The organism is Rhizobium sp. 05N49 (assembly GCF_056396805.1).
In genome coordinates, this window is the sequence record NZ_JBFTME010000003.1 from 77,540 (window position 1) to 89,900 (window position 12,361).

Below are 12,361 nucleotides of genomic sequence, written 5' to 3' on the forward strand. Positions count from 1 at the left end.
TTTGCAAACGGTATCGACAAATGCGGGTGTAGCGTCAAGTCGCGGGCAAGGGAATCATGACACCCATGCCGCTTCTTGCGCTTGCAAATATGCTTCTTATAACAGAAGCAGAGTTCTAAGGAGTAGTCGGATGCCGACCCTGATCCGTTTCCTGTCCGTCCTGGCGGTCATTGCCGGACTGATCTATGGAGCGATGTGGGCGCTCGTCACCTTCGTCGAGCCGCAGGAGCGGGACGTGACGATCCGCATTCCCTCCGAACGGGTGAACCCGCCTTCGACCGGCACGATCAACACCACGAAGAAATGACGCGATGAAGGATCTCGGCCGCGTCCATGTGGAATCATTTCTGGAAATGATGAGCGCCGAGCGGGGTGCAGCGGTCAATACGCTGCAATCCTACGAACGCGATCTGGATGACCTACGCTCTTTTCTGCACGGTCGCAGCATCCGATTGACCGAGGCAGGTTCGGGTGATCTCGGCGCCTATCTCGCCTCGCTATCCGCGCAGGGTTTCAAGCCCTCCTCGCAGGCTCGCCGGCTTGCCGCCATGCGCCAGTTCTACAAGTTCCTCTATGCCGAGGGCCTGCGCACAGACGATCCGACCGGCATTCTTGATGCGCCGAAGAAAGGCCGGGCGCTTCCGAAGACCATGGGCGTCGGCGAGGTAACGAAGCTGCTCACCCAGGCGGAGGCCGAAGCAGCTGACCCGGCCCCCGGCCAGCTTCATCGCCTGCGCATGCTGGCGCTGCTGGAATTGCTCTACGCCACCGGCATGCGCGTCAGCGAACTCGTCTCGCTTCCCGCCCGCGTTCTCGATCAGGAGGGCCGCTTTCTGATGATCCGCGGCAAAGGCAACAAGGAGCGGCTGGTACCCCTTTCCCAATCCGCCATTGCCGCGCTGAAAGCCTACGGTCGCCTGCTGGCAGTCGAGAACGCAGCATCAAAACAGCCTCAGGACAGTCCCTGGCTTTTTCCTGCCGCCTCGAAGGAAGGTTACCTGCCCCGCCAGGTCTTCGCCCGCGATCTCAAAAATCTGGCAATCCGCGCGGGTCTCACACCGTCGATGATTTCGCCGCACGTCATGAGACACGCCTTCGCGAGCCATCTTCTGGCAAATGGTGCGGACCTGCGTGTCGTGCAGGAACTCCTCGGCCATTCGGACATTTCGACGACACAAATCTATACGCATGTTCTGGAAGAACGTCTGCAGCAGCTCGTCCATACGCACCACCCCCTTGCAAAACAGGCGAAAAAGCACGAATAGGACCGGCGACAAGGGGCGGAACCAGGAAACTGCCCCGAGCACAAGGAACGGAAACGCACCTCATGCACAACTATCTCGACTTCGAAAAGCCGATCTCCGACCTCGAAGGTAAGATCATCGAGCTTAAGAAGCTGGCGACGGAAGACGAAAGCATCGACACCTCCGACGAAGTCGGCAGGCTCGAAGTCCGCGTCCGCGAGGCGATCGTCGAGATCTATTCCAAGCTCAATGCCTGGCAGAAGACGCAGGTCGCGCGCCATCCGCAGCGTCCGCATTTCGTCGACTATGCCAAGACGCTCTTCCAGGAATTCACGCCGCTTGCCGGCGACCGCAAATTTTCCGAGGATGCCGCCATCCAGGCCGGTCTTGCCCGCTTCCGTGGCCAGCCGGTCGCCGTCATCGGCCAGGAAAAGGGCAACGACACCAAGAGCCGCCTGAAGCACAATTTCGGCAGCGCCCGCCCGGAAGGTTACCGCAAGGCGATCCGCATCCTTGAGATGGCTGACCGCTTCCAGCTTCCTGTTATCACCCTCGTCGATACCGCAGGCGCTTATCCCGGCGTCGGTGCCGAAGAACGCGGCCAGGCCGAAGCCATCGCCCGTTCGACGGAAATGTGCCTCGGCGTCAAGGTGCCGCTGATCTCGATCGTCATCGGAGAAGGCGGCTCAGGCGGTGCGATTGCGATCGCCACCGGCAACCGCGTCTACATGCTCGAGCATTCGATCTATAGTGTCATCTCGCCGGAAGGCGCCGCTTCGATCCTCTGGCGCGATTCCACCCGCGCCAAGGAAGCGGCAACCAATATGAAGATCACCGCCGAGGACCTGAAGGGGCTCGGTGTCATCGACGGCATCATCCCCGAACCGCTCGGCGGCGCGCATCGTGATCCCGACAGCGTTATCGCCGCAACCGGCGATGTCATCGCCAATGCGCTTGCCGAAATGGCTCCCCGTTCCGGCGAACAATTGCGCAACGACCGCCGCCAGAAATTCCTCGCCATGGGCCGCAATCTGTAAATTCCACAGGCCGATAGAGCTGATTGGGGCCAAATCTTGGCCACAATAATGTTATCTGTAACATTGCGCTTGCGGGACACGTCCGCGCAAGTCATAGGCTGGTAAGGATTTATCAAGTATAAGCCGCCTATGATTCCGCGCTACGCCCGGTTTCCGTAAGCGGGTTGGGTCGCATTATTGAATGGGCTGATTGAATGCGCATACGTCATTTTGCCTATGTTTCGCTCATGGCGCTGGCTTTGACCGGCTGCAATGATGCATTGGAATCGGCTCAAGGCATCGACCTTTCGACCGTCAAGAACAAGGTGGAGCAGCCGCTTCCCGCCCATATCCTTGCCGACATGTCCGCCAAGAGCATGGACCGCAACTCGCCGATCATGATCCGCATTTTCAAGGAAGAAGGTGCGCTGGAAGTCTGGAAGGCGAAGACGGACAATCGGTTCGAGAAGATCGCCGGTTATAAGATCTGCGCCTGGTCCGGCAAGCTCGGTCCGAAGGTCAAGACCGGCGACCGGCAGGCGCCGGAAGGCTTCTACAACCTTAGCCGCGCCAACCTGAACCCCAATTCCAAATATTATCTGGCGATCAACACCGGTTTCCCGAACCGCTATGATGCTGTCAACGGCCGCACCGGCAGCGACCTGATGATCCACGGTGCCTGCTCGTCGTCCGGCTGCTACTCGATGACCGACCAGCAGGTTCTGGAAATCTACGCCTTCGCCCGTGACGCCTTCAAGGGCGGCCAGGAAAGCGTGCAGCTTCAGGCCTTCCCCTTCCGCATGACCGCCGAGAACATGGTCAAGCACCGTCTCGATCAGAATTACGATTTCTGGAAGATGCTGAAGGTCGGCTACGACAATTTCGAAGTTACCAAGCGTCCGCCGGAAGTGAATGTCTGCGAGAAGAAATACGTCTTCAACCAGCAGGCCACGAACGGCGGCAGCTTCAATCCGGCCGGCGCCTGCCCGGCCATGTCGACACCGCCGGCGCTGACGGCAGCGCTCGCCTCCTATGGCAAGACCTATGATGCCGATTATCAGACAGCGCTGAAGAAATATGACGGGCTTGCCTGGTACGACCCGACGGAAGCAGAACGCAAGGCTGTGGTCGCCAAGCAGCGCAAGGGTCGTGAACTCGCCTATGCTCCAACCGGCACGTCGCTTGAGGCCGGCCGCATGGTCAAGGTTGCCGAACTCGAAGACATGATGGCCAATCAGGCCGCAAAGAGCGTTGCTGCAAAGACCGTAGCGACTGCGACGCCGACGACACAGGCGCAGGCCACGACCGTTGCCGCCGCGCTGCCGGCCAATATTCCGGTGCCGATGCAGAACCCGCTGGCCTATGCAGCGCCCGAACCCGCGCCGCAAGAAACCGCTGACGCAACCAAGAAGCCGTTCTGGAAGTTCTGGGCCAGGAACTGACCGGCTTGGACGCCGTTCTCTACGATCTGCGCGGGTTGAAATGCCCGCTTCCCGTTATCAGGACACGCAAGAAACTGATGGCCATGCCGAGCGGTGCGCTGATCCTCGTCGACACGACCGACCCGCTCGCCGTCATTGACATCCCGCATTTCTGCAATGAGGACGGCCACGAACTGGTCAGCACGGAAAAGACCGAACGCGGCCATCGTTTCCTGATCCGCAAGGGATAGGGTTTTTCGCAGTTAGATCCGCACCCCCGGAATGGCGAGCGGATTGTCGCTGAGCGCTGCCCGATCCGGCGTATCGATCCGCGGCTTGCCCACGAACGCATCGAAAAGATCCTTCACGAAAGCCTCAGGCAGATCCTTCGTGATCAGCACCATGCGCGTGCGCCGGTCCTCGGGATCCGGCCAGGCTGGAAGCCGCACCGGCGGATGAAAGATGCTCTGAACGCCATGCAGCACCAGCGGTCGCTCCGGCCGGTCGGACGTCGCGATGATCGCCTTCATGCGCAAAAGCTTTTCCCCGTGCGCCGAACGCAGGAGATCGATGAACATTTCGAGCGCCATCGGATCGATTGCCTTCTCCTCGATGATCGAGAAAGAGCGGATCGAAGCATCGTGACGATTGACGTCGTGCGGGTCCTGATGCTCGTGGCCATGATCATGATGATGGCGGTGATGACCGTGATCGTGCCCATGGTCGTGATGATGATGCCCCTCGTGCTCATGCTCGTCTTCATCATGAAGCCATCGGCGGACATCGGCGATCTTTGTACCGGGATCATAAAGCCCGTTGACAAAAATACGCGCTGAGCCTGCCTCATCGCTGTCGGCATTCATGATGGCGGCGCGCGGATTGAGGCCATGCAGACGTGCCATCAGTGCATCCGTGCCGCGGGCTATGCTCTGCTTCGAGACGATCAGTCGATCGGCAACAGCCGCCTGCTTGCGCGCCTCCTCATGATTATCGAGCGTCTGCAGACCGTTCACCGCATCGACGACGGTTACGACGCCGTCGAGCTCGAAATTCTGCGCAATGACCGGATTGCCCATGATCGCCTGCATGACGGGAGCCGGGTCGGCAAGGCCGGTGGTCTCGATGACCACGCGCTTGACCAGTTTCACCCGGCCCGTCTGCACGGCATCTATGAGGTTCGCCAGCGTATCGACCAGTTCCCCGCGCACAGTGCAGCAGAGGCAGCCATCGGAGAGCTCGATGATGGAATCACCGGAGCTTTCGACCAGCAGATGGTCGATGCCGACATCGCCGAATTCGTTGATGATGACGGCCGCATCCTTCATGGCAGGATCTTTGAGGATGCGGTTCAGAAGCGTCGATTTACCGGCACCGAGGAAGCCGGTCAGGATGGTGACCGGGATCTTGTCGCTGAACGTGCTCATGATGTTTCCTCAGAAGGATTTCGGCCGTGGGAGCGGCACCGGCACATTGGCAAGCGCCTCGACCGCGTCGCCCTTGGCGATCTTGTCGTTCTGCGCAACTGGCTGCGGATCCTGCCCCGGAATGAGGCCGGCAAACACGAATTGCGGCTCGTGGTCCATTTCGTGAATATAGGGCGACTGCACCTTCATGCGGCCGACCTCGTCACGCGTTTCGCTGCGTATCTTCGCGCCCTTGGCGCTGCAGATGTCGGCTGTAATGTCATTCACCTGGTCCTGCCCCGGACCATAAGGCCTCAGCGAACCCAATGTATCATTTGCCGCAAACTGCGTGGTGAAGCCCTTCTGCAGCAGATTGGCAGTGGCGTCGGCGCGAGCCGCCAGGCTGTCGGTGCCGAGCACGACGGAAATCAGCGTCCGGCCATTACGCGTCGCAGAACCGATCTGGTTGAAGCCCGAAGCGCAGATGAAGCCGGTCTTCATGCCGTCGGCGCCGGCAAAGCGGCCGATCAGCATGTTGATGTTCGGGACGTTCTGCTTGCCATTCGTGAAGCCTTCCAGCGAGAAATAACCGGCATATTGCGGGAAGTCGCGGCGCAGCGCCACCGTCAGGATCGCCAGGTCGCGGGCCGTTGTATACTGGCCGTTACCCGGCAGGCCGTTCGGATTGACGAAATGCGAATCCGACATGCCAAGCTTCGCCGCCTCGGAATTCATGCGCACGACGAAAGCTTCCTGGGTGCCGCCGACCGCTTCCGCAACGGCAACGGCGATGTCATTGGCCGACTTCACCATCAGGATCTTCAACGCGCTGTCGAGCGTAAATTTCTGGCCCGGCTTGAAGCCCATCTTGGCCGGCGGCGCGGACGCGGCCCGCTTGCTCATGACGACGGGCGTGTCGAGGCTGATCTGGCCGGAGCGGATCGCATCGAACACGGTATAGACGGTCATCAGCTTGGTCAGCGAAGCCGGATACCACTTGCGAAAAGCCTCCTCGTGCTCCAGCACCCGGCCGGTCTGCACGTCGACGAGAATATGCGGATTGGCGTGAGCAAGTGTAACGGACGAGACAAGAACCGCTGTTGCTGTCGCTATAAAGGAAAAGGGCCGCAAAGCGGCGAACAAACGATCGTGGCGCGTCGACAAGTGCTCGTCCTTCAGGGAATTATCTCGAAACCTTCCCCTATTTACCCTATATGGCTATGACATGGCAAAGGTCATTGACTAAGTTATTTCCAAGGCATCACGCCCTTGTGATGCTTTCAGACAGGCCCCACGCATTTCATTCACAGGAAGCCAAGAATGCCGATTCTGAATAGAGCCGCCGAACTTCAGGACGAAGTTGCAGAGTGGCGCCGCCACATCCATGCGCGGCCGGAACTTCTCTTCGCGGTCGAAAATACGGCTGCCTTCGTTGCTGAAAAGCTTAAGGAATTCGGCGTCGACGAAATCGTCACCGGCATCGGCCGCACCGGCGTCGTCGGCCTCATCAAGGGCAAGGGTGAAGGCAGCCGCACGGTTGGCCTGCGCGCCGATATGGACGCTCTGCCGCTTACCGAAATCACCGGCAAGCCTTGGGCCTCGAAAACACCTGGCAAAATGCACGCCTGCGGCCATGATGGCCACACCGCCATGCTGCTCGGCGCAGCAAAATATCTTGCGGAAACCCGCAACTTCAACGGCAATGTCGCTGTCATCTTCCAGCCGGCCGAAGAAGGCGGCGGTGGCGGCAATCTGATGGTCAAGGACGGCATGATGGAGCGCTTCGGCATCGAAGAGGTCTACGGCATGCACAATCTGCCGGGTCTTCCCGTCGGCCAGTTCGCCACTCGCAAGGGGCCGATCATGGCGGCAACCGACGAGTTCACCGTCACCATCAAGGGCCGCGGTGGCCACGCGGCACAGCCGCACCGTACGATCGACCCGATCGCCATCGGCTCGCAGATCGTGACAAACCTGCAGCTGATCGCCTCGCGCAGCGTCAATCCTCTGCGCTCGGTCRTCGTCTCCGTCACCAAGTTCAATGCCGGTTTCGCCCATAACGTCATCCCCAACGATGCGACCTTCGCCGGCACGATCCGCACGCTTGATGACGAAGTGCGTGATCAGGCTGAAGCGCGCCTGCGCGAAGTCGTGACAGGCATTTGCGCCGCACACGGCGCAGAAGCCGACATCAATTTCCACCGCAACTATCCCGTGACCTTCAATCATGCGGATGAAACGGAACACGCTGTCGCCATCGCCACCGACATTGCCGGCGAAGCCAACGTCGATCCCGAAATTGACCCGATGATGGGCGGCGAGGATTTCTCCTACATGCTGAACGCCCGCCCCGGCGCCTTCATCTTCATCGGCAACGGCGACACCGCCGGCTTGCATAACCCCGCCTATGACTTCAACGATGAGGCCATCGCCCACGGCATTTCCTACTGGGTGCGCCTTGCCGAACAGCGCCTCGGCGCCTGAAACGAAACGACATGAGAGACTGCAAAAAGGCTTGGCTTAATGCCAAGCCTTTTGTATGCATGGCATCCAAGTGGTCCCGTAGCTCAGCAGGATAGAGCACCAGATTCCTAATCTGGGGGTCACGCGTTCGAATCGCGTCGGGATCACCATTCTCTCACCGATATCCAGGTCGCCACTGCACAGCGCGTTTTGCGCCAACCCGCAGCAGTGCCGCGACGATCCATCCGCCGACGAACCCGATTGCCGCCCACACAATACCGGCGACGCTGACGGGGACCCCCGGTACGAAGTCCTGCCACGTACTGGCAAGGATACCGTCGTCGGCATTGCGCATGAGAATGAAGGGCTTTGCGACCGGCGCCGCGCGGCCGAGATCTGACTGTTGGGTCATGAGGCGCTCGTAGCGTTCCAGTGTGCTGCGCATGGAAAGGCCGCGATCACGCAGGAAATCGTCGGGGGAACGGGCATAGACATCGAGTGCCTGCTGGCGATCGAGATGATGGTCGGCAGCCTGTTTCGTGAAATCGTCGACGATGATCCTGAGCTCGTCGATCGCCCCGCCGATGCGTTGCCGATACTGCTGGGCGAATTCCGGCGCCTGCGAGAAAAGCGTGCCGCCGGCCAGTCCAACGGCCAGTATGACGCCCCTTCCAATCTGTCCCATCACGATGTCTCCGGCTGTTCCGACACGACAACGATTTCGAACGGGCAAAGGTTGCCCGTGACACAATTGGTAACGCTATGTGATTGAACTGATTACGCTTCGTCCGAGTTCATCTCCCGACCCACTTAGAAAGAGAGGCTTGTCATGAAGAATATTATCATTGCTTCCGCATTTGCTGCGGCCACGATTCTCGCCGGCGCTCTGCCGTCCCAGGCTGCCAGCGTCACCATCACAACCGACAACGGCGGATACGGGCACCATCGCATGACGGACCGTCCCTACTATCGTCATCACCTGCCGCCGCGCCGCGTTTCGCATGATTGCTTCACCCGCACGGAACGCATCCATAGCCACGGCGAGACCGTGATCAAGAAGACCCGTGTCTGCCGCTAAGATGTGAAGACCCCGGCCGGAAAACCGGCTGGGGTCTTGTGTTCTGAAGCATGAGGAACTTCGGAATTTTTCCCGCGTTTTACCGGTAAATAGGAGTATCCATCATGCATATTCGAATGACCCTGCTTGCAATTGGCTGTGCAATCGTTTGCGGTCTGCTCATCGCCATCAGCTATCAGCCGCAAGGCTCCATCACCGCACATAAGACCGATCGGCTCGTTGGCGAAAAGGCTCCAGCCGGGTTCCTGACCGAACGTTTCGGCTGATCAACTGAGCGACGGTTTGCGCGCGACGACGTGGAAATATTCCTCGTCTGCCAGCGTCTCGCCGCCAAGCGGGCGTCCATCGACCGAAAAGAGCAGTGGCTCGCTGTTAAAACCGCTTTCGGTAAGTTGCGAGCGTAGCTGGCCGGGTGTCGTGGCGTAGACCATGATGCCGAAATCATGGGCGCGATGCAGCAGGATTGCATGTTCGCCGTCGCGCTGCTCCAACGGCGCAAAACGACGCTCCCGCACCAGACCCATTGCATGCTTGAGAAGCCGGAAACTCAGCTTCACCGGATGGTTGGACCAGATAATGGACGAGCGGGCGCGGTTCTCGCCGAAACCGTGCCAGTTGCGATTGAAGGTCGAAAAAGCAAACGTACCACCGGCCTTCAGCACGCGCGAGACTTCACGAAGGACCGATCTGCGTCCATCGGCATCGACAGAATCGATGCCATTATAGCTGAACACGACGAGATCGAAGGAGCCGTTGGCAAAGGCCGAAAGATCGCGCGCATCCATATTCTCAAAACGAAAACCCGGGTGGTTGGAGCGTGCGAGGGTCACCATCTCTGCCGTATAGTCGACGCCGACATACTCGCTGGCCTCCCCGGCGAGAAGTGCAGCCGTACGGCCGCCGCCGACACCGATATCGAGCACGCGACCGCCCCTGGCATTGGCAAGCCCAATACCAAGCACCATACGCTCGCCTTCATTGATGAACCCGCTGCTATTGCGATAGTCGCGCCGGGAGAGCGGGCTGCTCCACGTTCGGCGATTGATCATTTCCATCTGATGCATCGAAATACCTGACTTCGGGGGCTGGAATAGGTCCAAACCTAGGTCAGGGGTCGGCACGGATAAACTTACATAAAGTTAATGTTCGGTTAATAGTTAATGGCGAACATTAACCATCGAGTTCGCAAGCAAAATACGGTTGCGAACCGTATGCACGCCCTCGACTGTTCTTGCGATGACTGTTGCCCGCTCGATTTCATCAACAGTACCGACATTGCCGCTCAACACGATTTCGTCGCCTTCGGCAGTAACTTCGACATCGGATGCGTCGATACCGCCAGCGACCGCCAGCGCATTGGCGACCGCAGATTCCAGCGTCGCGCGGTTGGCGTATTCTGCCTCAGCTTCGGGCTGTTGGCCGTGAAATGTCTGTTCCTTGAACACCATCGTTCTCTCCTCCTTGACTGTGAGGAAGAAACGCAGAGGAAGGAGCTTTGGTTTCGCCTACCAGCGAAGCTGATAATTCAAATTGACATTTCCTGTCCGCCCCGTCGAAAGCGGATCGGATACGGACGCACTCAGCCCGAGATTGGGCAGGATATTCTGGCTGACGGCAACAGTGCTGGAAAAGTCGCCACTCGCATCCCCGATGCTGCTGCCGGCCGAAATCGATGTGCCGGTCCATGGATAGATCAGCTTCACCGCCTGCGAGGCAGATACTGTTGCCTGCCGTGCATCGACGGCGTTGTAACCGAAGCTCACCGCACGTGTCGTCTGCATGTCGAGTGTGTCAGACAATATCCAGCTCCGCGAGCGGCTGAGCATAAGCGCACCGCTGCCGCGCAAGGTATCGACCTGCAGCGTCACATCCTGCTGCGCGCGGCCGGCCGGTGTAACGCTCACCTTCTGCAGCTTGCCCCAGAGCATTGCCTGGCCGGAATCCGGCAGCGGTGCGCCGCCCTTGTTGGAGGCGAGCGCAAGATCGGCGCCGGCACTTGTCTCCCATTCCATCGGCAGGCGAAACCCGACCGTCGTCTTGTAGGAACGGGTGGACACCTTCACCGGTGACCAGATCAGCAGATCATCCGCAAATACCGGATTGGTCAGCGGCAGAAGGGCAAAAACAAAGCAGGCAATCTTTATCTTCGTCATAATATCGCATCGTTTTGAACTAGCACGCCGGGCGCGCCGACAGGCGCAGAGCAGACGTGGAAGCGCTCGCATCGAACGCAATGAAGGACGGCGCGGACACGCAATCCCGGTTCAGTCTTCGATTTTTGTTGGCCCGGTTTTTGTTTGGCCCGTGGCCAGTGGCATAAATTGCCGGTTGCTCGTCGGACACATCAGTGCCCAGCGGATTTGCCTTTTTCGACCGTAATCAGCCGTAGCAAATGATCATCCCCTTGGGGACTGTTATCAGGATCACATCATGGCAGGGGCATGTAAACCCCTCTGGGGTTGAAATTTGCTGCACCGCACACTTGCTGCCTCCCGCGATCCCCTGTAGAGCCGATGCCGAATATGCAATTTCTTGCGAAATCGACCATGATGACGGGCAAAATCGCGCCTCGGCGCCTCAGTATCTTCGGTTCGACAGGTTCGATCGGCCAGAATACGCTGAATGTCATCGACCATATGGGCGGCCGGGACAATTTCGAAATTTCCGTCCTGACGGGCCACGGCAATGTGGAATTGCTGGCCCAGCAGGCGAAATCATCAGGCGCACGGCGGGCCGTCATCGCCAATGACCGACATTACGAATCACTGAAGAGCGAGCTTTCGGGCAGCGGCATTGCAGTCGCTGCCGGCAAATCCGGCCTGATGGAGGCAGCAGACTGCGAAGCTGACTGGGTAATGGCGGCCATCGTCGGCACGGCCGGGCTGGCACCCACCCTTGCCGCGGCACGCCGTGGCGCCGATATCGCGCTCGCCAACAAGGAATGTCTTGTTTCGGCCGGCGATCTTTTCATCGAGTCCGTGAGGAACGGCGGCGGCAAGCTGTTGCCCGTCGACAGCGAACACAATGCGATCTTCCAGGTGCTGGAGGAAAACCAGCGCCATGCCGTTGAGCGTGTGATCCTGACAGCATCGGGCGGCCCCTTCCGCACCTCCTCGCTGGAGGAGATGGCCAATGTTACGGTGGAGAGCGCACGTGCTCACCCGAGATGGTCGATGGGCCTGAAGATTTCCATCGACAGTGCGTCGCTGTTCAACAAGGCGCTCGAAATGATCGAGGCGAAGCATCTTTTCGGCCTGCGCCCCGAGCAGGTGGAGGTGATCGTCCATCCGCAGTCGGTCATCCATTCGATGGTCGGCTATACGGATGGCTCGGTGCTGGCGCAGCTCGGTGCACCGGATATGCGCACCGCAATCGGCTACGCCCTTTCCCATCCGCGCCGGGCGAATCTACCAATCGAGCGGCTGGATTTCGCCAAGCTCGCGCGGCTGGACTTCGAGGCTCCGGATGAAAAACGCTTCCCTGCCCTGCGGCTTGCCCGGCTGGCGATGACGCGCGGCGGCGTCCAGGGAGCGGTGTTGAACGGGGCCAAGGAAGTGGCGCTCGAAGCCTTCATCGACGGCCGCCTTCCCTTCCTCGCCATGGCCGAGATCACCGAAAAGGTGATGGACGATCTCCTCAGCCTGCCAGCGGCCGCGACGATGGACGATGTGTTCGCCGCAGACAAGGAAGCCCGGCAGCGGGCTGCCGGGCTGATCCAATAAAAACCTGCTCCTGA

Annotated in this window: 15 protein-coding genes and 1 tRNA gene; 10 read left to right on the top strand and 6 right to left on the bottom strand. The window is 59.5% G+C overall.

Going from position 1 to position 12,361, the window contains the following annotated elements; translation table 11 throughout:
- The first annotated feature begins 130 nt into the window (after window positions 1-130).
- The 5 genes from AC1DF8_RS07665 (at window position 131) to AC1DF8_RS07685 (ending at window position 3,932) form a co-directional block, all read left to right on the top strand.
- On the top strand, window positions 131-307 hold the full coding sequence (locus AC1DF8_RS07665) for a hypothetical protein (protein WP_183849492.1): 177 nt from the start codon (window positions 131-133) through the stop codon (window positions 305-307).
- A 4-nt stretch (window positions 308-311) separates the two neighbouring features.
- Window positions 312-1,265 (top strand): site-specific tyrosine recombinase XerD, encoded by a 954-nt coding sequence (gene xerD, locus AC1DF8_RS07670; RefSeq protein WP_112545560.1) that lies wholly within the window; start codon window positions 312-314, stop codon window positions 1,263-1,265.
- A 62-nt stretch (window positions 1,266-1,327) separates the two neighbouring features.
- Window positions 1,328-2,281 carry an acetyl-CoA carboxylase carboxyltransferase subunit alpha gene (locus AC1DF8_RS07675; RefSeq protein ID WP_112545561.1) on the top strand — a complete coding sequence of 318 codons (954 nt, stop codon included), beginning with the start codon at window positions 1,328-1,330 and terminating at the stop codon, window positions 2,279-2,281.
- Window positions 2,282-2,475: 194 nt separating this feature from the next.
- The gene (locus tag AC1DF8_RS07680) at window positions 2,476-3,702 is read left to right on the top strand and encodes a L,D-transpeptidase family protein (RefSeq protein WP_112545562.1); all 1,227 of its coding nucleotides are present in this window, start codon (window positions 2,476-2,478) and stop codon (window positions 3,700-3,702) included.
- Window positions 3,703-3,707: 5 nt separating this feature from the next.
- Window positions 3,708-3,932 carry a sulfurtransferase TusA family protein gene (locus AC1DF8_RS07685; protein ID WP_113144861.1) on the top strand — a complete coding sequence of 75 codons (225 nt, stop codon included), beginning with the start codon at window positions 3,708-3,710 and terminating at the stop codon, window positions 3,930-3,932.
- Window positions 3,933-3,944: 12 nt separating this feature from the next.
- Here the strand turns inward: AC1DF8_RS07685 and AC1DF8_RS07690 are convergent, their stop codons facing one another.
- Together AC1DF8_RS07690 and AC1DF8_RS07695 are read right to left on the bottom strand one after the other, a co-directional pair.
- The gene (locus AC1DF8_RS07690) at window positions 3,945-5,105 is read right to left on the bottom strand and encodes a CobW family GTP-binding protein (protein WP_477995578.1); all 1,161 of its coding nucleotides are present in this window, start codon (window positions 5,103-5,105) and stop codon (window positions 3,945-3,947) included.
- 9 nt (window positions 5,106-5,114) lie between these two features.
- The gene (locus AC1DF8_RS07695) at window positions 5,115-6,248 is read right to left on the bottom strand and encodes a D-alanyl-D-alanine carboxypeptidase family protein (protein ID WP_112970868.1); all 1,134 of its coding nucleotides are present in this window, start codon (window positions 6,246-6,248) and stop codon (window positions 5,115-5,117) included.
- A 156-nt stretch (window positions 6,249-6,404) separates the two neighbouring features.
- Between AC1DF8_RS07695 and AC1DF8_RS07700 the strand changes: the two genes are divergently transcribed.
- A complete protein-coding gene (locus tag AC1DF8_RS07700) occupies window positions 6,405-7,568 on the top strand; it encodes a M20 aminoacylase family protein (RefSeq protein WP_477995581.1) in 1,164 nt (387 codons plus the stop codon).
- A 72-nt stretch (window positions 7,569-7,640) separates the two neighbouring features.
- Window positions 7,641-7,717: transfer RNA gene (locus AC1DF8_RS07705), tRNA-Arg, on the top strand.
- Window positions 7,718-7,722: 5 nt separating this feature from the next.
- Here the strand turns inward: AC1DF8_RS07705 and AC1DF8_RS07710 are convergent.
- Complete coding sequence (locus AC1DF8_RS07710) at window positions 7,723-8,232, bottom strand: DUF2937 family protein (RefSeq protein ID WP_477995583.1); 510 nt, start codon at window positions 8,230-8,232, stop codon at window positions 7,723-7,725.
- A 144-nt stretch (window positions 8,233-8,376) separates the two neighbouring features.
- Between AC1DF8_RS07710 and AC1DF8_RS07715 the strand changes: the two genes are divergently transcribed.
- On the top strand, window positions 8,377-8,625 hold the full coding sequence (locus AC1DF8_RS07715) for a hypothetical protein (RefSeq protein WP_477995585.1): 249 nt from the start codon (window positions 8,377-8,379) through the stop codon (window positions 8,623-8,625).
- A 104-nt stretch (window positions 8,626-8,729) separates the two neighbouring features.
- On the top strand, window positions 8,730-8,891 hold the full coding sequence (locus AC1DF8_RS07720; RefSeq protein ID WP_183849500.1) for a hypothetical protein: 162 nt from the start codon (window positions 8,730-8,732) through the stop codon (window positions 8,889-8,891).
- On the opposite strand, the gene AC1DF8_RS07725 is transcribed toward AC1DF8_RS07720, so the two are convergent.
- The 3 genes from AC1DF8_RS07725 to AC1DF8_RS07735 all read right to left on the bottom strand — a co-directional run bounded on the left by AC1DF8_RS07725 (window position 8,892) and on the right by AC1DF8_RS07735 (window position 10,778).
- Window positions 8,892-9,680: a class I SAM-dependent methyltransferase gene (locus tag AC1DF8_RS07725; protein ID WP_477995587.1), complete on the bottom strand. Its 789-nt coding sequence runs from the start codon at window positions 9,678-9,680 to the stop codon at window positions 8,892-8,894.
- A 102-nt stretch (window positions 9,681-9,782) separates the two neighbouring features.
- On the bottom strand, window positions 9,783-10,073 hold the full coding sequence (locus AC1DF8_RS07730) for a BON domain-containing protein (RefSeq protein ID WP_112545570.1): 291 nt from the start codon (window positions 10,071-10,073) through the stop codon (window positions 9,783-9,785).
- Window positions 10,074-10,130: 57 nt separating this feature from the next.
- Window positions 10,131-10,778, bottom strand: coding sequence for a hypothetical protein (locus AC1DF8_RS07735; protein ID WP_113115375.1), 648 nt, complete (start codon window positions 10,776-10,778; stop codon window positions 10,131-10,133).
- A 393-nt stretch (window positions 10,779-11,171) separates the two neighbouring features.
- Between AC1DF8_RS07735 and dxr the strand changes: the two genes are divergently transcribed.
- Complete coding sequence (dxr, locus tag AC1DF8_RS07740) at window positions 11,172-12,347, top strand: 1-deoxy-D-xylulose-5-phosphate reductoisomerase (protein WP_477995589.1); 1,176 nt, start codon at window positions 11,172-11,174, stop codon at window positions 12,345-12,347.
- Window positions 12,348-12,361 lie beyond the last annotated feature (14 nt).